The sequence below is a fragment of the Cellulomonas sp. Leaf395 genome (assembly GCF_001424125.1).
In the GTDB taxonomy this organism is placed as follows: Bacteria; Actinomycetota; Actinomycetes; order Actinomycetales; family Cellulomonadaceae; genus Cellulomonas.
This window is the reverse complement of sequence record NZ_LMQI01000004.1, coordinates 531,750-555,405: the sequence shown is the minus strand read 5'-3', so window position 1 is coordinate 555,405 and position 23,656 is coordinate 531,750. Positions and strand designations below refer to the sequence as shown.

13 protein-coding genes are annotated in these 23,656 nt (G+C 71.1%); 5 read left to right on the top strand and 8 right to left on the bottom strand.

Features of this window, described 5'->3' with window-relative positions:
• Positions 1-56: 56 nt before the first annotated feature.
• Positions 57-1,382, bottom strand: a complete 1,326-nt coding sequence (locus ASG23_RS14040; protein WP_056025956.1) for an ABC transporter substrate-binding protein — start codon at positions 1,380-1,382, stop codon at positions 57-59.
• A gap of 243 nt (positions 1,383-1,625) precedes the next feature.
• Here ASG23_RS14040 and ASG23_RS14035 point away from each other — a divergent pair, with 243 nt between their 5' ends.
• Entirely contained in the window at positions 1,626-2,837 is a 1,212-nt protein-coding gene (locus tag ASG23_RS14035; RefSeq protein WP_056025954.1) for an alpha-hydroxy acid oxidase, read from the top strand.
• A gap of 185 nt (positions 2,838-3,022) precedes the next feature.
• Here the strand turns inward: ASG23_RS14035 and ASG23_RS20805 are convergent, their stop codons facing one another.
• The 6 genes from ASG23_RS20805 to ASG23_RS14005 form a co-directional block, all read right to left on the bottom strand.
• The gene (locus tag ASG23_RS20805) at positions 3,023-6,529 is read right to left on the bottom strand and encodes a rhamnogalacturonan lyase family protein (protein WP_056025952.1); all 3,507 of its coding nucleotides are present in this window, start codon (positions 6,527-6,529) and stop codon (positions 3,023-3,025) included.
• A 67-nt stretch (positions 6,530-6,596) separates the two neighbouring features.
• Positions 6,597-12,338 carry a rhamnogalacturonan lyase family protein gene (locus ASG23_RS20800; protein ID WP_082516186.1) on the bottom strand — a complete coding sequence of 1,914 codons (5,742 nt, stop codon included), beginning with the start codon at positions 12,336-12,338 and terminating at the stop codon, positions 6,597-6,599.
• A gap of 243 nt (positions 12,339-12,581) precedes the next feature.
• Positions 12,582-13,487 carry a hypothetical protein gene (locus tag ASG23_RS14020; RefSeq protein ID WP_056025950.1) on the bottom strand — a complete coding sequence of 302 codons (906 nt, stop codon included), beginning with the start codon at positions 13,485-13,487 and terminating at the stop codon, positions 12,582-12,584.
• A 92-nt stretch (positions 13,488-13,579) separates the two neighbouring features.
• A complete protein-coding gene (locus tag ASG23_RS14015; protein WP_056025948.1) occupies positions 13,580-14,056 on the bottom strand; it encodes a GNAT family N-acetyltransferase in 477 nt (158 codons plus the stop codon).
• 50 nt (positions 14,057-14,106) lie between these two features.
• A complete protein-coding gene (locus ASG23_RS14010; protein ID WP_056025946.1) occupies positions 14,107-15,264 on the bottom strand; it encodes a Gfo/Idh/MocA family protein in 1,158 nt (385 codons plus the stop codon).
• Entirely contained in the window at positions 15,261-17,222 is a 1,962-nt protein-coding gene (locus ASG23_RS14005) for a DUF6807 family protein (RefSeq protein WP_056025944.1), read from the bottom strand. The genes ASG23_RS14010 and ASG23_RS14005 overlap by 4 nt, the downstream gene beginning before the upstream one ends.
• A 167-nt stretch (positions 17,223-17,389) precedes the next feature.
• Here ASG23_RS14005 and ASG23_RS14000 point away from each other — a divergent pair, with 167 nt between their 5' ends.
• The 4 genes from ASG23_RS14000 (at position 17,390) to ASG23_RS13985 (ending at position 22,101) form a co-directional block, all read left to right on the top strand.
• The gene (locus ASG23_RS14000) at positions 17,390-18,340 is read left to right on the top strand and encodes a carbohydrate ABC transporter permease (RefSeq protein WP_056026346.1); all 951 of its coding nucleotides are present in this window, start codon (positions 17,390-17,392) and stop codon (positions 18,338-18,340) included.
• The gene (locus tag ASG23_RS13995) at positions 18,333-19,268 is read left to right on the top strand and encodes a carbohydrate ABC transporter permease (RefSeq protein ID WP_082516184.1); all 936 of its coding nucleotides are present in this window, start codon (positions 18,333-18,335) and stop codon (positions 19,266-19,268) included. The genes ASG23_RS14000 and ASG23_RS13995 overlap by 8 nt, the downstream gene beginning before the upstream one ends.
• 58 nt (positions 19,269-19,326) lie before the next feature.
• Positions 19,327-20,649, top strand: coding sequence for an ABC transporter substrate-binding protein (locus ASG23_RS13990; protein WP_056025942.1), 1,323 nt, complete (start codon positions 19,327-19,329; stop codon positions 20,647-20,649).
• A 243-nt stretch (positions 20,650-20,892) separates the two neighbouring features.
• Positions 20,893-22,101, top strand: coding sequence for an MIR domain-containing protein (locus ASG23_RS13985; RefSeq protein ID WP_056025940.1), 1,209 nt, complete (start codon positions 20,893-20,895; stop codon positions 22,099-22,101).
• 2 nt (positions 22,102-22,103) lie between these two features.
• Here the strand turns inward: ASG23_RS13985 and ASG23_RS13980 are convergent, their stop codons facing one another.
• Complete coding sequence (locus tag ASG23_RS13980) at positions 22,104-23,558, bottom strand: serine hydrolase domain-containing protein (RefSeq protein WP_056025938.1); 1,455 nt, start codon at positions 23,556-23,558, stop codon at positions 22,104-22,106.
• Positions 23,559-23,656 lie beyond the last annotated feature (98 nt).

Sequence of the window (23,656 nt, the reverse complement as noted above, 5' to 3'; positions counted from 1 at the left end):
GTGGACCGCGGTGGGGGGTGGGCCGCCCGCCGTGCCAGCGGGCGGCCCACCACCGGTCACATGGTGGAGAGCTCAGCCTCGGCGAACCACTGCTCGGCGAACTCGTCCACGGTGAGCGTGCCGTACGCGAGCTCCTCGGCGAGGGTCCGCCACTTGGACTCGATCGTGCCGAAGCCCTTGACGGGGATCGGGGTGGACTCGGTCACCTGCTCGGCGACCTTCTCCTCGTAGGCGATCACCTGGGCGTCGACGCTGCCCTCGGTGGTGTCGACGGCGGCACGCTGGTCCGCGTCGGCGGGGACACCCTTGGAGGTCCCGAAGATGGTGCCGACCTCGGGGTCCGTGAGCAGGAAGTTGATCAGGGTCGCGGCCTGCTCCGGGTACTCCGTGTTGGCCCCCGCGGACAGCAGCATGGACGGCTTGAAGAACAGCGCCTTCTCGCCCGGCTCGATCGACGGGATCTGCGCCATGGCGAGGTTGTCCGTGCCCGAGTCGGCGACGTAGCCGGCCAAGAAGTTGTCCCAGCTCATCTCGGATGCGGTCTCGTTGACCGTGAAGCCGCCCTTCGGTGCGAGCGACACCCCGCGGTCGACCGGGTAGACCAGCTTGTCGGCCCGCAGATCGGCCGTCAGGTCGAGGAACTCGGTCACGTCGGCCTCGTCGAAGCCGAACGTGCCGTCCTCCTCGAAGGGGGTGATCCCCTTCTGGAGCAGCCACTGGATGAAGAACCAGAAGGTGCCCGTGTAGTCGACCGCGCCGTACAGCGCGTAACCGTCGGCCGTCGCCTCACCGGCGCCGGACACCTCCGCGATGAACTCGTTGTAGTCCTCCCACGTGTAGTCGGCCTCGTCGGGGAACGTCGCCCCGGTCTGCTCGATCACGTTGGGGTTCTGGAACATGGCGAACGTGTTGGTCGACGTCGGGATGCCGATCATCTTGTCCTCGAGGACGCCTGCCGTGGTGAGCGTCTCGTCGAAGCCTGCAAGGTCGATCGTGCCGTTGTCCACCCACTCCTGCAGGTCGAGCAGCTGACCGTTCTGGTTGAACTCACGCAGGTAGGACAGGTCGAACTGCATGACGTCCGGGAGAGCCTTGCCGGCGGCCTCGGTGGAGCGGGCCGTCCAGTAGTCCGGGAACGCAGCGAAGCTGGTCTGGACCGTGATGTACGGGTACTTCTCCTTGAAGAGCGCGAGCGCCTCGTTGTACCGGGCAGCCCGGTCGTCGTTGCCCCACCACGTGAAGTTCAGGGTGACGGGGGACGTGTCAGGGCCGGAGGAGGTGGCCGTCGGCTCGGCCTCGCCGGAGTCGCCAGAGGAGCAGGCGGTCAGGGCGAGGGCGGCGACGGCTGCAACTGCGGCTGTCTTCCAGAGTGTTCGCTTCATCGTCGTTGAGCCTCCTTGCTCGGGGGTGGTGAAAGCGCATTCCGGACGTTAGGCGAGCCCCCGCGCGGCTGTCAACGAATCTCGCTGAATCGTTACAAAGGCGTTGTGGTCGGCCTCACAGTGCCACACTCGACCCAGGCTGCCACCGCCGTGGGAGCGGCGCACGCCGCGGTTGGCTGCCGGTAATGTATCGTTTCAATCCCCGTGCTGCCCGACGATGCGCCACACACCCAGGAGTCCCCGGTGACCGACCGTCAGATCCCCTCGTGGTCCGAGCTCAAGCCCCTGATGCGCCCCAAGCCACTGGTCCTGAACGGCACCGAGCGGCGCCTGGCGGACGCGCTGACCATCGCTGATCTGCGCACGGTCGCCCGCAAGCGCACCCCCCGCTCGGTGTTCGACTACACCGACGGCGCCGCCGAGGCCGAGATCAGCCTGCGCCGCGCCCGGTCCCTGTTCCGGCAGCTGGAGTTCCAGCCGTCGATCCTGCACGACGTGTCCCACGTGGACCCGACCACGGACATGATCGGCACCCCGAGTGCGCTGCCGTTCGCGTTCGCCCCGACTGGGTTCACCAGGATGATGAACCACGAGGGCGAGCGCGCGGTGGTCCGCGTGGCGCAGCGCCGGGGCATCCCGTACGCGCTGTCCACGATGGGCACCACGTCCATCGAGGACGTCGCGGCAGCAGGACCTGAGGCGCGCAAGTGGTTCCAGCTGTACGTGTGGAAGGACCGCTCCGCCGGTGAGGACCTGATGGCCCGCGCCAAGGCCGCCGGCTACGAGGCGCTCATGCTCACGGTCGACGTCCCGGTGGCCGGTGCCCGGCTGCGCGACGCCCGCAACGGCTTCTCGATCCCCCCGGCGCTGACCGTCAAGACCGTCGTGGACGCGGCCACCCACCCCGCCTGGTGGATGAACCTGCTGACCACCGAGCCGCTGACGTTCGCGTCCCTGAGCAGCTGGTCGGGGACCGTGGCGGACCTGCTGGACAAGCTGTTCGACCCGACCATGACCATCGCGGACCTGGAGTGGATCCGCGCGTCCTGGGACGGGCCGCTGATCATCAAGGGCATCCAGACCGTCGAGGACGCCCGCCGCGTGACCGACGCCGGCGCCGACGCGGTGGTGCTGTCCAACCACGGCGGCCGCCAGCTCGACCGCGCCCCCGTGCCGCTGCGTCTGCTGCCCGACGTCGCCGAGGCCGTCGGGGACCGCACCCAGGTCTGGGTGGACACCGGCATCATGTCCGGCGCCGACATCGTCGCCGCCCTCGCCCTAGGTGCCGACGCGACCCTCGTCGGCCGCGCCTACCTGTACGGCCTCATGGCCGGTGGGGAACGCGGGGTCGACCGCGCGGTCCAGATCCTCGAGCGCGAGGTCCGCCGCACCATGGCCCTGCTCGGCGTCTCCACCGTCAAGGACCTCGGCCCCCGGCACGTCCGCCTCCCGTAGAACCCGCGCAACGTCCGAGCAACTACGGCCCAGAACCCGTTGTTGCTCGGACGTTGCGCTGTGCCCGGCGGGACGTCCGCGCTTCTACGGCCCAGAACCCGTTGTTGCTCGGACGTTGCGCTGCAGACGGCGACGGCCGGCCCGGGTGAGAGGAGTCACCCGGGCCGGCCGCCGTGTCGTGCGGGTCAGCGGGTGACCTTGACCTTCACCTCCGGGCTGCTGCTGGACCCCTGCGGGTTGGACAGCTCGGCGCGGTACACGTGCGTCCCGACCGTCCGGCCGGTCACCGTGGTCACCGCCTGCTGCGCGTTGAACCCGTTGGCGACCAGCGACTGCGTGTCGATGAGCACGCCGTCCTCGTACAGCCGGTACTCGGTGGCGTTGGTGCCCCACCACAAGTTGGTGGTCAGCGTGTAGGTGCCGTCACCGTCCTTGTTGTCATGGCTCAGCACCGGTGTCGCCGGGTTCGCCTTGTTCACGGTCACGGTGAGCGGCGACGTCGTCGTGCTCCCGTGCTGGTTGGTGAGCACCGCGGTGTAGACGTAGGTCCCGTTGGTCCGGCCGGCCACCTGGAGGGCGGCGGACTGGGCGTTCGGGGTCGCGTCGACGAGGTCCTGCGTGGCGAGCGCGACGCCGTTCTCGTAGAACGTCACCGACTGCGCGTTCTGGCCCCACCACAGGTTCATCGACACCTTGAAGGTGCCGTCGCCGTCCCAGTTGTCGGAGGACAGCACGCCCTTGCCGGGTGCCGCGGTCGCCGGTCCCGGCACGCGGTCGCCCACGGGGAGCGGCTGCGTGTAGGCGATGCTGGGCGCCGGCGGCGTCGTCATCCCCTCACCCAGGTAGTACGACGTGTGCGGCGGCTGGTTGTAGGCCGTGTTCTGCCACGAGACGCCGAGGCGGTACACCGGGTCGGACTGCAGGGTGCGCAGCCGGTGGTCGGTGAGGTCCACCGTGGTGGCGATCCGCAGGGCCGAGGAGTCGTCCAGACGCGTGACGATCTCCTCACGCCAGTCGCCGAACAGGTCGGCCTGCAGGGTCGGGTTGCCCTTCGTGGAGTTGTTGGTGAGCGTCCCGGTGGCCCGGTAGATCTCCTCGGGCTGCGACGTCTCCCAGTTCCACTTCTCGATCGTCGGCACCCCCACGCCGGCGGCGTCGCTGTAGTCGTGGTCGCCGATCTCCCGCAGCAGGTCCCCGTCCCACCAGGTGAGGAAGTTCGCCGCCGGGATGGACGTCGACAGCAGCTCACCCTTGGCGGTCCTCAGCTCGCCGACCGGGGAGTTCCACGCAGCGTCGCCACCGACGGCCCAGCCCTCGGCGCCGAGGTGACGCGGGTCGATGTCCCCCGCGGCCGCGCGGCCGGTGTCCCGGGTGGCTGGGATCGACCACAGGACGGCACCCGTGGCCGCGTCCCGGTACGTGGCACCGCGGTTGCGCGACGACGCCATGTCCTCGTGCGCCGCGAACACCTCGAGGCCCGGGTGCGACGGGTCCAGGTCGGACACGTGCAGCGCGTCGCCATGACCAAGACCCGTCGTGTAGAGCGCCTTGCCGTTGTCGTCGATCGTCATCGACCCGAAGACGATCTCGTCCTTCTGGTCCCCGTCGACGTCCGCCACGGACAGGTTGTGGTTGCCTTGCCCGCGGTACTGGCTGCCCTCGACGTCGGAGTCGAACGTCCAGCGCGAGGTCAGCGCGGTCCCGTCGAAGTCGTACGCCACGATGACGGCCCGCGTGTAGTAGCCACGGCTCACGACGAGGCTCGGGTGCTGGCCGTCGAGGTACGCGACCCCGGCCAGGAACCGGTCGACGCGGTTGCCGTAGGTGTCGCCCCACGCGCCGACGTTCCCGCGCGCCGGGGTGTAGTCGACGGTGTCGATCGCCGCCCCCGTCGCCCCGTCGAACACCGTGAGGAACTCCGGCCCCGCCAGGACGTAGCCGGTGGCGTTCCGGAAGTCGGCCGCGGCGTCGCCGATCACGGTGCCCGCGCCGTCGACCGTGGCGTCCGCCGTCTTCATGGCGACCTCGGCCTTCCCGTCACCGTTCAGGTCGAACACCTGCAGCTGCGTGTAGTGGGCCCCCGCGCGGATGTTGCGCCCGAGGTCGATCCGCCAGAGCTGCGTGCCGTCCAGCTCGTAGGCGTCGACGTACACGTTGCCCGTGTACCCCGCTTGCGAGTTGTCCTTGGAGTTGGTCGGGTCCCACTTGAGGACGATCTCGTACTGGCCGTCACCGTCGACGTCGCCGATCGAGGCGTCGTTCGCGCGGTAGGTGTACGCCTCACCGGCCGGCGTGGTGCCGCCGGCGGGCTTGCTGATCGGCACGTCCAGCGTCTGCTGGTCCCACACGTCGAACTCGGTGGTGGCCCAGCGCTCGATGCCCCCGACGACCGTGCTGATCCGGTAGCGCGAGGTTGCCGTGCCGGCCGGGTCGAGCACGTTGGTGCCGCCGGTGACGGGCGTCGAGGTGACTAGAACCCCGTCGCGGTAGACGTGGAAGGCGAGGTCCTGCTCGTCCAGACCGAGCAGGCGCCAGCCGACGTAGACGCCGCCGTCCGTGGCGACGGCGACCGGAGAGCGGTCCAGCCGCTCGGCCTCGCGCACGTACTGCACGGACCGCGCGATCTCGACGGTCGACGAGCTGTCGGAACGACCGCCCGGCCCGACGGCGGCGACCTGGTAGTCGTGGTCGACCGTGACCTGTGCGGTCGTGTCGGTCCAGGACGGCTCGCTCGTGCGCGCGACGACCACCGGGTCGAAGCCGGAGCGCGCGCGGTAGACGTCGTAGGCGACCGCGCCGGGCACCGTGGACCAGGTGAGCGCGATGCCGTCGGCAGTCCACGCGCCCGCCAGTCCGGTGGGAACGGCCGGGGGTGCCACGGCCGAGTCGACGACCGTCGCCGTCACCTCCGCGGAACGCGCGCTCTCGCGGCCCGTCGCCCCGATCGTGCTCACCGCGTAGGTGTACTGCTCGGCCAGCCGGACGTCGGTGTCGGTCCAGTGGGGAGTCGCGGGGTCGACCGTGCCGACGGCGACGGCCGTGCCGCCCGCCTCGGAGCGGTAGACGCGGTAGCCGGCGGCGCCGTCGACGGCCGTCCAGGCGAGACCGACCGACGCCTCGGACGCCGTGGCGGTCACGGTGGCGGCGAGCCCGGTGGGCGACGCGACGGGCTGCAGGATCTGGATCGAGTTGAGGCGGGCCGACGAGCCGGTGACGAGGATCGAGAGCTGACCACCGGTGACCTGCACGCCCTCGACTACGCGCTCGTCGATGACACCGGCGTCCGCACGCCGAGCAGGCACCGCGATGCCGCCGACCGTGGCGCCCGTGTTGCTGGTGGCGATCGCGTCGCCCGTGCGCAGGACGACCGTGTAGGTGCCGTCCGGGACGTCGGCGACGAAGGTGGAGCCCGTCGTCGGCGGCAGGACGAAGTCGCGCAGGGCCAGGTCGTCGCCGCCGCGGTCGCGGCACGCGGTGGCCGCCAGCGGCGTCGCGAAGCCGAAGCCGGTCGTCGCGCTGTACGCGGTGTTGGCATAGACGGCCGTGTAGCCAGGCGCAGTCGGGTTGCCTGCGCACTCGAAGTCGAAGAGGTAGTCCTGGCCGGCGGCGGACGCCGGGGCGGCCGCGAACGGCACGGCGGCCAGGGCGAGCGCTGCGGCCGTGAGCAGGGCGGAGGTTCGGTGCAGGCGCATGGCGGCCTCTCTCGGGGTGGAAAGGGAGAGGCGCCGGGCGGGGAAGGGGTCCCGCCCGGCGCCCGGGTCAGCGAGTGACCTTGACCTTGAGCTCGGCGCTGCTGGTCGAGCCCAGAGGGTTGGACAGCTCGGCGCGGTACACGTGCGTGCCCACCGCCCGGCCGCTGACGGTGGTGACCGCCTGCTGGGGGTTGGACCCGTTCGCGGTCAGCGACTGCGTGTCGATGAGCACGCCGTCCTCGTACAGCCGGTACTCGGTGGCGTTGGTGCCCCACCAGAGGTTGGTGGTGATCGAGTAGTTCCCGTCGCCGTCCTTGTTGTCGTGGCTGAGCACCGGGGTTCCGGGGCTCGCCTTGGTGACCGCGACGGTCAGGGCTGCGGTCGTCGTGGACCCGTGCTGGTTGGTCAGGACCGCGGTGTACACGTAGGTCCCGTTGGGCTTGCCGGCGATCTGGAAGGCCGCCGACTGGGCGTTCGGCGTGCCGTCGACGAGGTCTCGCGTCGCGATCGCGACCCCGTTCTCCAGCAGCGTCACGGTCTGGGCGTTCTGGCCCCACCACAGGTCCATGGCCACCGTGTAGCTGCCGTCCTTGTCCCAGTTGTCGCTGGAGAGCACGCCCTTCGACGGAGCCGCCGTGGCCGGACCGTCCACCCGCTCGTCCGGGCCCGTGGCGGCACCGGTGTAGACGATGCTCGGCGCGGGCGGGACCGACATGCCGTCACCCAGGAAGTAGCCCGTGTGCGGCGGCTGGTTGTAGCCGGTGTTCTGCCACGCGACACCCAGGCGGTACACCGGGTCCGACTGCAGCGTGCGCAGCCGGTGGTCGGTAAGGTCCACCGTGGTGGCGATCCGCAGGGCCGAGGAGTCGGCGAGACGCGTGACGATCTCCTCGCGCCAGTCACCGAACAGGTCGGCCTGCAGCGCGGGGGTGCCCTTGGTGCCGTTGTCGGAGAGCGTCCCGGTGGCCCGGTACACCTCCCCCGCGGACTGCGACTCCGGCGACCACTTGGAGATCGTCGGGACGCCCGTGAGCGCCGTCGTGTCCCAGTCGTGGTCGGTGATCTCCCGCAGGAGGTCGCCGTCCCACCAGGTGAGGAAGTTCGCCGCGGGGATGGTGGTCCCCAGCAGCTCACCGTCGGCGGCCCGCAGCTGGCCGGCGCGCGAGTTCCACGTGCCGTCCGTCACCACGGCCCACGACTCGGCACCGGGGTGCGACGCGTCGATGTCGCCCGAGGCGCCACGGCCGGTGTCGGTGGTGGACGGCATCGACCACAGCACCTCTCCGGTCGCCGCGTCGCGGAACGTCGCCCCGATGCCCTTGCTGTGCGGCGCCTCCTCGTGCACCGCGAACACCTCGAGGCCGGCGCGCGACGGGTCCAGGTCGGACACGTGCAGAGCGTCCCCATGGCCGAGACCGGTGCTGTAGAGCACCGTCCCGTCGTCGTCGATCGTCATCGAGCCGAAGACGATCTCGTCCTTCTGGTCGCCATCGACGTCGGCCACGGACAGGTTGTGGTTGCCCTGGCCGCGGTACTGCGAGCCGGCGGCGTCGGAGTCGAACGTCCACCGCTTCGTCAGCGACGAGCCGTCGAAGTCGTAGGCGACCACCACGGTCCGCGTGTAGTAGCCGCGGCTGAAGACGACGCTCGGGTGCTCGCCGTCGAGGTAGGCCACGCCGGCGAGGAACCGGTCGACCCGGTTGCCGTACGCGTCGCCCCACGCACCCACGTCGCCGCGCGGCGGGGTGTAGTCGATCGTGTCCACCGCTGCGCCGGAGGCGCCGTTGAACACGGTCAGGTACTCCGGCCCGGTGAGCACGTAGCCCGAGGAGTTCCGGTAGTCCGCGCGGGCGTCGCCGATCACGGTGCCCTGTCCGTCGACGGTGCCGTCCGCGGTCTTCATGCTGACCTCGGCCTTGCCGTCACCGTCCAGGTCGAACACCTGGAACTGCGTGTAGTGCGCGCCGGCCCGGATGTTCTTGCCCAGGTCGATACGCCACAGGCGCGTGCCGTCGAGCTCGTAGGCGTCGACGTACACGTTGCCCGTGTACCCGGCCTGCGAGTTGTCCTTGGAGTTGGACGGGTCCCACTTCACGACGACCTCGTACTGACCGTCTCCGTCGACGTCCCCCACGGAGGCGTCGTTGGCGTTGTACGTGTACGGCTGACCGTCCTTCGTGTACGCGTCGGCGGGCTTGTCCAGCGGCACGTCGAGGTGCTGGCTGTCCCACACGCGGAACTCGGCGGTGGCCCAGCGCTCGATCCCGTCGACCACCGAGCTGACCCGGTAGACCGAGCCTGCGGCACCGCCCTCGTCGAGCAGGTTGGTGCTGGCCTTCACCGGTGTGGTCGTGATGCGGGAACCGTCCCGGTACACGTGGAACGCGATCGACTCCGGGTCGAGGCCGAGCTGGCGCCAGCCGAGGTAGACCCCGCCGTCGGTCTGGACGGCCACGGGCGACCGGTCGAGCCGCTCCGCCTGCCTGGCCAGGGTGGTGACCGCGGGTGTGGTCAGGGAGTCCGACTGCGCGGAGACGCCGCCGGCGTTCACCGAGGCCACGCGGTACGTGTACTCGATGGTCGTGAGCACCGTGGTGTCCGTGTAGGTGGGGCCGTCGGCCCGGCCGACGACGACGAACGTGCCGTCCTTGGCCTGGCGGAGCACCTGGTAGAACAGCGCGCCGTCGACGGCGTCCCACGTGACGGTGACGTCGTTCTTGTTCACCGCGCCCAGGCGCAGACCCGTCGGCACGGCGGCCGTGGGGACGTCGGGGTCGACGATCGTCACGTCGAGCGTGTCGGTGGGGACGGACTCGAGCCCGCTCGGGTCGAGGGCCACCACGTGGTACTCGTACGCCAGGCCGACGTCGGGCGTGGTGTCCACGAACGTCGTCGTCGTGACGTCACCGATCGCTTCCGGAGCAGCTGCCCCGGCAGCCTTGCGGTACACGCGGTAACCGGCCGAGTCGGCGGTCCCCGTCCAGCTGAGCGCGACGCTGACGGACGAGCCCGTGATGCTGACGTCGTCCAGCGTGAGAGCGCTCGGGGCCAGCAGCAGCGGCGTGATCTCGATGCCGTTCAGCCGGCTCGACGTCCCCGTCATCACCAGGTTCAGCTGCCCGTCGGTGACGAGCACCGGCTGGCTGACCTTCTCCGAGACCGATCCCGCGCCCGCGTTCGAGGCGCCGAAGTCCTTGCCCTCGATCTGCACGTTGGAGCGGCTGGTGCCGATCCAGTCGCCGTTGTACGTCTTGACGGCGTAGCTGCCGTCCGGGACGTCGACGGCGAACACGTGCTGGGTGCCCGGCAGCAGGAAGTCGCGCTGCAGGTCGTTCGGCGGCGGCGTGAAGTTGATGCCGCGGTCGCGGCCGCCCAGGCCCGTCGGGTCCAGCCAGCCCCAGCCGATCTCCGGGGTGTACCGGGAGAGCTGGCTCGCCTCGGTGTACCCAGGCATGAGCGGGCTGCCGGCCAGCTGCACGTCGAACTTGTACAGCGCGGCCTTCGTGGTGACGCGCACGGCGGCGGACGGTGCCGACGGTCCGCGACCGTTCACCGCGACGACCCGCAGGTCGTACGACGCGCCCTCGACGAGCCCACCGATCGCGGCCTGCGGCAACGTCGAGGTGGCGACGAGCTTGTAGGCGTCGTCCCCGTCCGCGGCGGCCTTGCGGAACACCTGGTAGATGTCCGCACCCTCGCTCGGCGTCCAGGTGAGCTGGACCCCCGCATTCGAGACGCTTCCGGCGACCAGGCCGACCGGCGCGGCCGGGACCTCCGCGGGCGGCTCGACGTCGAGGACCTCTCCGGCCAGCGGGATCGGCAGGTCCGCGACGTCCGTGGCGACCAGGCGGGCCATCTGGATCGCGCCGTAGTCCTGGAAGTGGGTGTCGTCGACCGTGCCGGTCGGCCGGTTCGGGTACACCCCGGCCGGCACGTGCAGGAACACCGACGTCGACGCCTCCGGACCGATCTCGTCGAGGTAGGCCCGGCTGGACGCCGACAGGTCGACCAGCGGGGTGCCGGTCTGGGTGGCCAGCGCGGTCGCGGCGGCGACGTACTCCGGGAACGAGACGTTGAACTTCCCGGTCGTCGCGTCGAAGCTGCGACGGGACACCGGCGTGACGATCACGGGCTGCGCACCGCGCTGGGTGGCGCCGTCGACGAAGGTCCGCAGGTACTCCGCGTAGTCCGCCGGGGCGGCGAACCGGTCGTCGACCCCGTAGGTGGCGTCGTTGTGGCCGAACTGCACGAACAGGTAGTCGCCGGGCTTGACCAGGCGCAGCACCTCGTCGAGACGGCCCTGGCTGATGAAGTTCTTCGACGAGCGCCCGCCGATCGCCCGATTGTCCACCGTGACGTCGTCGGACAGGAACCGGCCGATCATCTGGCCCCAGCCGGCCTGCGGCGCGTAGTCCGAGGTGTAGGACTGCACGGTCGAGTCACCCGTGATCCACACGGTCGGCTCGGCCCCCGGTGCCCGCGGGCTCTGGGCGGCGATCCGGAGCTGGTTGAGCTTCGGGGCGGACCCGGAGAACTCGAGGTTGAGCTGCCCGTCGACCACCGCGATGTCGAACGACATCTCGAGGTACTGGCCGGCGGCCTTGGCCGTCGCAGCGACCTTGGCCATCTGCTCGACGGTGATCGCGACGTTGGTCGCCTCCGTGGCGTCGCCCGCGATCAGGCTCACGGTGTAGTCGCCGTTCGGCACGTCGACGACGAGCTCGGTGTCGCCCACGCTCACGAAGTCGGAGCGCACCGCGTCTGTCGTGCCACGGTCGGTCGCGGTGACAGCCCGCGTGTCGACGAAGCCGTACCGGGTGGTCGCGCTGTACGCGCTGGTGGCATCGAGCCGGATGGCGTCCGGCGCGAGCGCGCCGCTGCCCAGGTCGAAGTCCAGGACGTCCGGCACGGTCGGTGCGGTCGGCAGGCTGCTGACCGCGGCGGCGGACGGCACGGACAGCCCGGCCGCGTCGATCGCCTGCACGCGGTAGTAGCGCAGGGCGGAGGTGTCGACCGCGTCGGTGGCGAACACCTCGCGCGCCCCGGTCCGGGCGACCTCCGTGTAGGTGCCGTCGACGGCGTCGGACCGCGAGACCGCGTAGCCCGTCGCGCCGGCGACCTCGTTCCAGCGCAGCGTCACGGCGCTCGGGGTGACGTGAGCCATGCGCACGGACGTCGGCGCGGCGATCGTGGACGTCCCGGGCACCGGCTCCACCGGAGCGGTGGCCGTCTGCGCGACGACGATCGAGCTCACGTAGCCGCCAGCGCCACTTCCGGTGATGCCGACGGTGAGCTGACCGTCGGCGACCGTGGCGGGCCAGGTCCCGGAGACCGTGGCCTGGCTGGTGCTCAGCGAGCCGCCGCCGGCACCCTCCAGGGTCACCGTGGTCTTGGTGGAGCTGCTCCCGACGAGCAGGTCGCCCGAGCGGACCGTCACGTCGTACGTGCCGTTGGGCACGTCGACCACGAACGTCCACGCGGTGGCGAGCACGAAGTCGCGGTCGGCCGGATCGGTCGCTCCGCGGTCGCGGGAGATGGGGTTCACACCGTCGGCCGGCACGATGCCGAACCCGGTCGCTGCGCTGTAGCGGGTCGCGTCGGTCACCTGCTGGTAGCCCTCGGCCACCGGGCTCGTCGCGGTACCCATGTCGAACTTCCACGCGATGGGGGCGTCGGCCGCCACGGCCGGCAGCCCGCCGGTCGCCATCATCGCGGCCGCCGTCGCGGTGGCCACCCCGGCCAGCAGGACGCGAGCCCCGCCCCTGCGTGCGGATGGTCGTCCCTCGTCGTGCACGCGCGTCGAGCGCATGGCATCACCCTTTGTCTCGTCGTTGAGAGGCCGCCTGCCCGGTCGTTCCGGCCTTGGAACGATTCACCAGCGAGCGAGCAAGGACATTCGTACAGTCGAGCCGCTGGGTCGCGCAAGGGTTTCGGGCATATTGGGGAAAGCGCTCGCCATCGTCCTTTCCCGCCGCTGGCCCGCGACTACGCAGTCACGCGACGAGCGGCCGGCGGTCCGCGCCGACACCCCACGCAGCGCGGCCGACGCGTCTCACCCGTCCGCCGGGACCCCGCACGCCGTCCGGATGAACGTGAACAGCGCCGACCGCAGCGCCTCGCTGGACGCCAGGTAGAACACCGGCTGCTCCACCCCGTCCACCCGCGTGTGCACCCCGAAGAACGTGCCGCGTTTGTCGTCCGCGACGGCATGCAGGTCGCACCGCCCCGCGACCGCAGGCAGCGCCACCGCGCCGCCACCGTCCGCCGTGTCGAGCGCGACGGGCCAGCTCACGGCTCCCCCGGGCGGCGCGAGCAGCACCGTCCGGTCCACCTGCGTGACCTCGACCCGCGGGCCACCGGCCACCGGGACCACCTCGAGCTGGACCTCCGCCGCGAGGGTCCCGCCGAGGTCGGCCGTCGTGATCGTGTCCGCCAACGTGAGGGTGGCCCCGGACGCGACCGCGACCTCCGCACAGTCCTCGCCATGGATCCGCGGCAGGTGCCCCTGCGGGTCCGCCGGCTCGGCGACCACCGTCGACCGCCGCCCGCGGTCGTCGGTGAGGTCGACCTCCACCTGGGGCGCCTCGTCGCCGACGTCGTCACCACCGTCGTCACAGACCGGCTCACCCAGCGCCACCGAGAAGTCGCGGTCCACCCCGGCGCGCAGGACCCGCCCCCGGTCGGTCGCCGCGACCCCCTCGACATCGGGCGTCGTCAACCGCACCGCCGCCACCGACAGGTCCGCCGGGCCGGCGTTGACCACGCGCACCTGGACCACCCGCTGGGCCCACGTGCTGCGCCCTTGCCGGACCTCCACGATGATCCCCGCCAGCACGGCCGTGGGGATGGGCGACGGCGTGGCCGACGGGGTCGGCGACGACCCGCCGGCGGTGCAGCCCGCGAGCGCGAGCACCGCCGCCACCGCCGCCACCGCCGCCACCCGCCACCGTCCGGACATTCCCCGATCGTGCCGTCAGCAGGACTCCCACGTCACGCAGCCGGTCACGTCGATCGTCGGCTGGACCGGGATCTCGTCCGTCTCGAGCAGGCTTAGTCGCCCGGCAGGTCGAGGGCGCGACGCATCACGAAGTTCCGGAGCGTCACCCCGCGCAGCACGGGCTGATGCTCCTCGACGACCACGAACCCGTGCTTCTCGAAGAACGGCCGCGCCGTCAGGCTCGCGTGGGTGCTCAGCTCGTCGGCCCCCAGCTCCCGCGCGGTGGTCACGGCCCAGTCCAGCAGCGCCGTGGCCACACCCTGCCGCGCGGACGCAGGGTCGACGAAGAGCATGTCGACGTATCCGTGCTCGTCGACGTCGGTGAACCCGACGACGCGACCGTCGACCTCCGCGACCTGGGTCCGGGAGGCCCGACGGCGAGCGGCCCATCCCGCGGGGTCGATCTCGTCGCTCGCCCACGCCGCGACCTGCTCCGGCGAGTAGTCCTGGGCGGCCGTCACCCGGATCGCCCGCAGGAAGACCTCGAGGGTCGCGGGCCCGTCGTCGACGCCGTACGGACGCAGGATCACAGCCGACGAGCCTAGACGTCTGCCACTGTCGGCGCGCAGGCGGCCGACGGTCAGTGCGCTCGGGCGAACGGGGCGCCCAGCTCGGTGAACGTCGCAGCCTCGTCCGCCACGCGCGCGCACCAGGCCTCGACGTCGGCGATCACCGGGTGCTGCTCGTCGCCTTCGCCCACCCACTCGACGAACGCCTCCGGCACGGCTGCCGGGTCCGGCCCGGTCCGCACCGCCTCGAGCACCCGCAGGAACGCCCCGGTGTCCGCGACCGAGCACCGCAGGGTGACGGGCGGGTGGGCGCGTGCGGTCAGCAGCTGGGCGAGCAGGTCCACGCGCCCGCACTGGATCCGACGCGTGCCGCGCGGCGACGACACGTCGAGCTCGTCGGTCTCGTAGAGCAAGGTCGCGGTGCCGAGCGTCCCGCGCACGATGACGCGTGCGGGCGACCGCTCGGGCGCGCACAGGGTCAGGCCCGCGGCGACGCGGATCCCCGACCGGGTCTGGACCACGACGGCCGACGTGTCGTCCGCCTCGATCGGGTGCGCCCGGTGCAGGTCGAGCCGTACGTCCGTCACGTCCTGCGCGGTCCGCGCGCCGGCCAGCAGGAGAGCCGTGGCGATCGCGTGCGCGAGGGGGTTGGTGACGACCCCGTCGACGACCTCGACGCCGTCGAGGGTGCGTCGGCCGGCCCACCGCGCCCGCTGGTAGTAGGCCGCGGTCCGCACCCAGGTGCCGACGGCGCCGACGCCGGTGATCTCTCCCAGCTCACCGGTGGCGATGATCCGCGCGACCTCGTCGACCGCGCCGGAGCCGAACGTCTGGAACCCGACCTGGCACAGCCGTCCGGTCTCCTCGACCACGGCCAGCAGCTCAGTGTGCTCGGCCAGCGACGCGGTGGTCGGCTTCTCCAGGAGCACGTCGCAGCCCGCCCGGAGCGCCGCGGACGCGAGGGCGAGGTGGGTGTGGATCGGGGTCGCGATGACGACGACGTCCGGTCGGGCGTCTGCGAGGAGGGTGTCGAGGTCGGGGTACCACGGGACGTCGCCGTCCAGAGGGCGGGGATCCACCAGGGCCGTGAGCGTCGCGAGGCCGCGTTCCTGAAGGTCGACGACCTTGCTGATGTGCTTGGACCCGTGACCGTGGATGCCCACCACCGCGATGGTCGGCACGGCGGTCGCCGTGGGCTGCGGCGCGTCGCGGAGCGTGTGCACGGTCATCCCCAGGCCTGCGCGGCGAGCCGTCCCGCCTCGTCGGCACCGAGGGCCCGGTCCACCACGACCGCGGCCAGCCCGACGTCCAGCCGGTCGCCCTCGGCGACGTCGACCACCGTGTCCCACGCGAGCGCAGGGCCGGCGCCGACGTACTCGGCCACCCGGGCGAACCACGGGCGCAGGTGCGCGGGGTCCTGGACGAGCAGGACCGTCGTCGTCGCGCCCTCACGGCGCTGCACGAACGCGAGCCACGGCGACAGGCTGCCGTGCACGGCTTCCTCGCCGACGAGCCCGGCCCCGAGCACGGTGGTGACGTCCGCGGACGGGAGCCGCCAGAAGATGCCGCCGTACCCGGCGTTCGGCCGCCCGTTGGTGCCAGGGCTCTCGATCCGCAAAGCGCCGTGCGAGGCGTGCAGCACGCTGGACCAGCGCAGCACGTACCCGCGACCGTCGGCCAGGGGCGCCGCCGACAGGCGACGGTCCTCCGCGAGGAGCGGCCGGTCGCGCTCGTCGCGCCACTCGATCTCGTCGACGAGCGTCGCGCCGTCGTCGTCCAGCCGCGTGCCTGCACTGACCTGGCGACCGTGGTTGGGCAGCAGGGTGGGGCCCTCGTCGCGCAGGAAGGTGCGACCGCCCCAGTAGTTGGTGCCGTTGACCACCGGTACCGCCATGGACACGCCGTAGTGGTGGCGGTGGTCGACGGGGCTGGTCTCGGTCAGCGCCGTGCCGGCCGCCGAGTGCACCGGGTGGAGGTACGGCCGGGGGGCGTGCACGCGCGGCAGCCGCTCGCCCGACATGTACCGCGCGAGAGGAACTGCGGTGGTGCCGCCGGCCCCGTCCGCGACACCGCTCAGCAGGTACGCGCCCTGGTCGGCCGCCCAGGCCGCCGCGGTCAGCTCGGGCACCTCCGGCTCGACGGGGTCCGACGCGGCGCGCCGACCGAGCCGGGCGGCGGGCGGCACGGGGCCGGAGCTGGCCCGGACGGCGAGGACGGGTTCGATCAGCGGCGGCGTCGGGTCGAGAGCCTCGCCGCCGACGAGCGAGCGCAGGTGCGCCCACGCCTGGCGGCCGAGCTCGGCCTGCGGCACCGTCGCGGTGGTCAGCGAGGGCGTCGCGAACCGAGCCAGCTCGATGTCGTCGAAACCCGTGATGGAGACGTCGCCGGGCACGGCCACCCCGAGCTCGTTGAGGCGCGCGAGCAGACCGAACGCCACCAGGTCGTTGTAGGCGACGACGGCGGTGGCACGCGAGGCCAGCACGTCCTGCGCGGCGGCGTACCCGGACTCGACCGACGACCCAGCGGGCCGCTCGCTGAGCCGCACGTCCTCGCGGCGGGCCGCGGCGACCCGCAGGGCGTCGAGCCGTGCGCCGTGCGACGCGCTGTCCGTGGGTCCGGCCAGGTACAGGAGGTGCCGGTGCCCGAGGCCGGTGAGGTGCTCGACGATCTGGTCGATGCCGGCGGCGTAGTCGATGGCCAGCGTCGGGGTGGTGCCGTCGGCGGCGCGGTTGACGACGACCACCGGACGGATCTCGGGGAGCAGCGCGCGCAGCGTCTGCTCGGGCATGCGCGGCGAGACCAGGACGAGCGCGTCGCAGCGCATCCGCGCGTCGAGGGCGATGCGCTCCTCGTCGGCCGCGTGCTCGGCGGTGTCCGCCACCAGCACGCGGTAGCCCTCCTCAGCCGCGGCCGACGCGACTCCGCGGAGCACCTGCTGGAACATCGGGTTGGCCAGGTCGGGAACCACCACGGCGACCGTGTTGGTCCGTCCGAGTGACAGGCTGCGGGCGGTGTTGCTCGGCCGGTAGTGCAGCTGCTCGGCTACCTCACGGACCCGCGCTGCCAGCTCGGGATCGACCGTGGAACGGCCGTTCATGACCCGGGACACGGTGGCCCGGGACACGCCCGCGGCGTGCGCGACCTCGGCGATGGTCGACGCGCTGCGCGTCCACCCGTTCTGCGTCACTGCAGCCTCCCGCGGTCAATCGAGCCGACTCACGATGGGGCGGCTCCGCGCCGAACATACACTACGGGAAACCGGTTCCCAACCCACAGAAAGCGGTGCTACGGTACCGCCGAGGAACCGGTTTCTCATCGGAGCCTTATCGCGAACACAGTGAGGTGATCGACGACATGTCCGTAGTGACGGAGCTACGCAGGACCGCCAGGTCCCCCAAGGGCGCAAAGGCTGCGCCCTCGAGGCGGGGCCTGCGCAACGGTGACGGGAAGGCCGCAGCGGTCTTCCTGCTGCCCTGGTTCCTGGGTCTGGGGCTCATCACGATCGGCCCGATGGTGGCATCGGGCTACCTGTCCTTCACGGACTACAACCTGCTGCAGTCGCCGCAGTGGATCGGCATCGAGAACTACACGCGGCTGTTCGAGGACCCTCGGCTCCTCAACTCCCTGCGCGTCACGTTCACGTACGTGTTCACGGCGGTTCCGCTGCAGCTGCTCGCCGCTCTGGCGCTCGCGCTCATGCTCGACCGCGGCCTGAAGGGTCTGCCCTTCTACCGCTCGGTCCTGTACTTGCCCTCGCTGCTCGGTGGCTCGGTCGCCGTCGCCATCCTGTGGCGCCAGGTGTTCGGCATCGACGGTCTGGTCAACGAGTTCCTCGCCCTGTTCGGCATCCAGGGCAAGGGCTGGGTGTCCGACCCGGAGACCGCGCTCTGGACCCTGGTCCTGCTGCACATCTGGACGTTCGGCGCACCGATGATCATCTTCCTGGCCGGCCTCCGGCAGATCCCGGAGATGTACTACGAGGCTGCGGCGATCGACGGCGCCGGCGTGGTGCGCAAGTTCCGCTCCATCACGCTGCCGCTGCTCACTCCGATCATCTTCTTCAACCTGGTGCTCCAGGTGATCGGGGCGTTCCAGAGCTTCACGCAGGCGTTCGTCGTCTCCGGCGGCACCGGTGGACCGGCCGACTCGACGATGTTCTACACGCTCTACCTCTACCAGAAGGGCTTCACGGCCTTCGACATGGGGTACGCGTCCGCCATGGCGTGGTTGCTCGTCCTCATCGTCGCGGTGATGACGATGATCAACTTCTTCGCCTCCAAGTTCTGGGTCTTCTACGATGACTGAGGTCCACGTGCGCCCCACGCCCACCGACGCCCCCACTCCCGCCCAGCGAATCTCTGCGCTGGCCGACGAGGCGCCTCCCCTGCGCGTCCGCTCCCCGTGGCCGGACCGCCGGCGCGCGGCCATCAAGCACCTAGGCCTCATCGCGCTCTGCGTGCTGATGCTCTACCCGCTGGTCTGGCTGCTCATCAGCTCGTTCAAGCCGACCGAGCTGATCTTCCGCGACGTGTCACTGATCCCGCGCGAGATCGACTGGACCAACTACAGCGAGGGCTGGAACGCGCTGCAGTACCCGTTCAGCCGGTACCTGATGAACTCCGCGATCATCGTGCTCGGCTCGCTGCTGGGGAACCTGGTGAGCTGCTCGATGGCGGCCTACGCGTTCGCGCGGCTCGAGTTCCGGGGTCGCAAGCTGTGGTTCGCGATCATGCTCATGTCGATCATGCTGCCGATCCACGTGATCATCGTGCCGCAGTACATCCTGTTCGCCCGCCTGGACTGGATCAACACGTTCCTGCCGCTGATCATCCCCAAGCTGCTGGCCACGGACGCGTTCTTCATCTTCCTCATGGTCCAGTTCTTCCGCGGCATCCCCCGGGAGCTGGACGAGGCAGCACGGCTGGACGGGTGCGGGCACGGACGCATCTATCTGCGGATCATGCTCCCGCTCTCGCTGCCGGCCCTGGCCACGACGGCGATCTTCACGTTCATCTGGACGTGGAACGACTTCTTCAGTCAGCTCATCTTCCTGGTCAGACCGGACATGTACACCGCTCCGGTTGCTCTACGCACGTTCCTGGACTCCACGGGCGCCAGCTCGTGGGGGCCGATGTTCGCGATGTCGATCGTGTCCCTCATCCCCGTCTTCCTCGCCTTCCTGTTCGGCCAGAAGTACCTGGTCAAGGGGATCGCGACGACGGGCATCAAGTAGCAGTTCTGCAATGCCGGCCTTGACAGCACACCGTCGTCCTCGTCAATCAAGGAGAATCATGCGCCGCCCCCGTCCGTCCCTTCGCGTCGGTGCCCTGCTGGCCGTCGCGGCCCTTGCCCTCACCGCCTGTGCCGGCTCCGACGCCGGCTCCGACGAGCCTGCCGCCGAGGCCACCTCGTCCGGCCCCCCCGAGCCCGTCGAGATCCGCTTCTCCTGGTGGGGCTCCGACACCCGCCACGAGCTGACCCAGCAGGTGCTGGACAAGTTCACGGAGAAGTACCCCCACATCACCGTGGTCCCGGACTACACCGACTGGAACAGCTACTTCGACAAGCTGGGCACGTCGGTCGCCGGCGGTGACGCACCTGACGTCATCACCCAGGAGGAGCGGTTCCTCAACGACTACGCCTCGCGCGGCGTCCTGGCGGACCTCAACGAGCTGGGCCTGGACACGTCCAAGATCGACGAGAACGTGCTGGCGTCCGGCACCATCGACGACGCCCTCTACGGCGTCGCCACGGGCGTGAACGCGTACACGATCATCGCCGACCCGGCCGCCTTCGCGGCCGCGGGCGTCGAGATGCCCGACGACACCACCTGGACGTGGGAGGAGTACGTCGAGATCGCCAACGAGATCTCCGCCAAGACCGGCAAGACGATCTACGGCGCGCAGGACTACGGGTTCAACGAGCCCGGCTTCTCGATCTACGCCCGTCAGCGTGGCGAGTCCCTGTACAACGAGGACGGCAAGCTCGGGTACGACGACAAGACCCTCGCCGACTGGTGGCAGTACTCGCTCGACCTGCAGGCGGCCGGCGGCCAGCCCGACGCCGCCAAGACCGTCGAGGTCGACGCGGGCGGCCCGGAGCAGTCGCTCGTCGCCACCGGCACGGGTGCCATGGCGTGGTTCTGGACCAACCAGCTGACCGCCATCACCAACGCGTCGGGCAAGGAGCTCAAGCTGCTCCGCGTCCCCGGTGAGTCGGAGGAGGAGCGGACCGGCATGTACTTCAAGCCGGCCATGTACTACGCCGTCTCGGCCAAGTCCGAGCACCCGGAGGAGTCCGCACTGCTGGTCGACTTCCTGCTCAACGACCCCGCCGCCGGCGAGATCCTGCTGTCCGACCGTGGCCTGCCGGCCAACACCGACGTCCGTGCCGCGGTGCAGGACAAGTTCTCGGCCACCGACAAGCAGGCCGCCGAGTTCCTGGCCGACCTCGAGGACGAGATCGTCGACGGCCCGCCCGTCCCGCCCGTCGGCGCCGGTCAGGTCGCGGAGATCACGCGCCGCATCAACCAGGAGGTACTCTTCGGCCGCCTGAGCCCGGCCGATGCGGCCAAGCAGTTCACGCTCGAGGTGGAATCCGCCATCGGCGGCTGACCCTCTCCCACCGCGACGTCCGCGCACCCGAGCCCCCTCCGCTCGGATGCGCGGACGTCGCGCTGTCCGCCCCCGTCGCGTCGCACCCGACCGGGCACGACGTCCGGCAGCACCTCGACGGCCCCGGTCCCACGACCGGGGTCGTCTGTGTATCTCACCCGCCCCGGCCGACTCCTTCGTGTCACCCTCGACACGAGGGTGCCGCACACTGACGTGCGGTCAGCGGTGACGAGAGGGAAGTCGATGCCGGAGCAGGTCCTCACCGGGCGAGCGGTCGCATTCGACCCCGCCACCCACGGGTTCGCGTTCCCCAACGCCTTCGTCAACGAGGTGCTCACGCTCCCCAACGGCGCGAAGATCGCGACGGCCGGCCGGTGCGGCGGGATGGCGTACGCGGCGCTCGACTACTTCCTCGCCGGCCAGCCGGTCCCGACCTGGCGGTCCGACCTCTGGGCGCCCAGCCGCGTCCCGCCGGACAGCCACTGGCTCGCGCGGCTGTTCACCCAGCGCCTGCACGACTCGTTCTTCACCGGCTCTGCGGCCAAGTTCGTCACGTGGTCCATGCACTCCGACGACGAGACCTGGGTGTTCAAGGGCGTCACGCGCTGGACCAAGGAGGAGGAGCTCCCCCGGCTCATCGCGTCCATCGACGCGGGGCGTCCCGTGGTGCTCGGCCTGGTGGTCGCGCGCAACCTCGCGGCGATCGGCGACAACCACCAGGTCATCGCGTACGGCTACGAGCAGGACCAGACGACCGGCCGGACCACCGTGCTGATCCACGACAGCAACACGCCCCGCAAGGCGGTGACACTCACGTCCGTCCGCGACCAGCACGACTGGACCGCGTCCAACGGCCACTCGTGGCGGGGGTTCTTCGTCCAGGACTACACGCCGCGGCGCCCGCGGGTGCTCACCAAGAAGGCGCCTGACGGCAAGGACCCGGTGTCCACCGGCGACACCGTCAAGCTGTCGCACGTGTGGACCGGGCTGACGCTGCACTCGCACGACCTGCCGTACATCCACCCCGGCTCCGACGGCTTCCAGCAGGTCACGTGCTTCGGGGGGTCCGACGACAACGACCGATGGCTGCTGGTCGGCACCGGCGGGACCCCCGCCGGCACCAACCTGCGCGACGGGTCGGTGGTCAGGCTGCGGCACGTGTCGACGGGCGGGTGGCTCCGCAGCAGCGCCGGGGTGCACTCACCGCTCTCGCGCCAGCAGCAGGTCAGCGCCTCGGCCACCGCCGACGCCGCCGCGGACTGGCGGGTGGAGGTCGTCGACGCACGTCGGTGGACCGCCGGTGCCCGCGTCCGCCTCGTGCACGTCGCGACGGACGCTGCCCTGCACTCCCACCGCGCGACCGACCCGCGACTGACCGCCGGCCAGCAGGAGGTCACCGGCTTCGGGAAGCGCGATGTCAACGACTGGTGGACGGTGCTGGAGCTCAGCTGACGTCAGCCGACCCACACGTCGTCCGTCGCCGGGAGGACCCTGCCCGTCAACGGCTGGAACTGCGTCGGCCCGAAGGCGACGTTGAGCCCACCCTCGACGACGACGTCGTCCCCCGACACCGTCGCCGTCGCGGTCACGACGACGGGCGACTCCACGAACCTGGCCGTCAGCACATAGGTGTCCGGGGCCGTCCAGGCGCCGCTGACCAGGACGTCCTCGGGATCACTTCGCCGCAGTGCGGTGCGGGCCAGCACCGGCTGCGCGTGCCCGACCGAGACGATCACCGTCTCCTCCTCGTGGTCGACGGTCAGCCGGTCGTGCCCGTCGCCGACCTCGAGCACCGCGTTCCGGATGCCCAGCGGGTTCGGCTCGAACGTGATCGTCCGCCCGTCGAGCCGCGCACCGGTACGGGAGGTCGGCGACCCGTGCGGCGGGTCCAGGCGCAGTCCGCGCAGCCGCTGCTCGAGAAGCTGGCGCCCTTCCGGGTCATCGGTGAGCGGGCCGTCGGCGAGCCCCGGCAGCAGGTGCTCCCACACCAGCGCGAGCTCCCCGTGCATCTCGGCGACCCCCGACGTGATCGCCACGACGACCTCCTGCTCGGGGAGCACCACGCAGTACTGGCCGAAGGCACCGTCACCGCGGTAGCTGCCGTGGCGCCCGCGCCAGAACTGGTAGCCGTACCCCTGCGCCCAGTCGATGTCCGGGTTCGTGTCGTTCGGCACCTGCGTCGTTATGGCCTGCGCGGCCCAGCCTTCGGGGAGCACGCGGCGCCCGTCCCACATGCCGTCCTGCAGGTACAGCTGGCCGAACACCGCGATGTCCTCGGTGGTCCCCGACATCCCGCTGCCGCCGACGTCGACGCCGCTCGGCGACTGCTGCCACGTCGCCCCCTTGATGCCCAGCGGCGCGAACAAGCGGAGTTCGAGGTAGTCCAGCAGACGCTGGCCGGTGAGCTTCTGGACGAGCGCCGACAGGATGTGGGTGCCCGCGGTGTTGTAGACGAAGAACGTGCCGGGCTCGTGCTCGACGGGCTCCGCGAGGAACGCCCGGACCCAGTCGTCGGTCTGGAACACCCGGTCGGTGGGGTCGTCCGCGTGCCCGGTGGTCATCGTCAGCAGGTCGCGAACCCGCATCCGCCGCAGGTTCGGGTCCGGGTCGGTCGGCGCCTCGTCGGCGAAGTGGTCCAGCACGAGGTCGTCGACCGTCAGCAGACCCTCGGCCACCGCGAACCCGACCGCCGTCGACGTGAAGCTCTTGCTGAGCGAGAAGAACTCGTGCAGCCGGTCCGCCGCGAAGGGCGCCGCCCACCCCTCAGCGACCACCGACCCGTGCCGCACCACCATGACGGAGTGCAGCTCCGGCCAGTCCACGAGCGCATCGACCAGCCGCAGGAGCGCCCGCGGGTCGACCCCCTGCTCCTCGGGCGTGGAACGGGGCAGACGTCGCAGTCCTGGCATGCGCCCACCCTGCCACCCCGGACCCACACCGGCGCGACCCGGCGAGCTCGCCAGTTCAGCCGAACTCGTCAGATCCGGCCCAACTCGTCAGCTCCGGT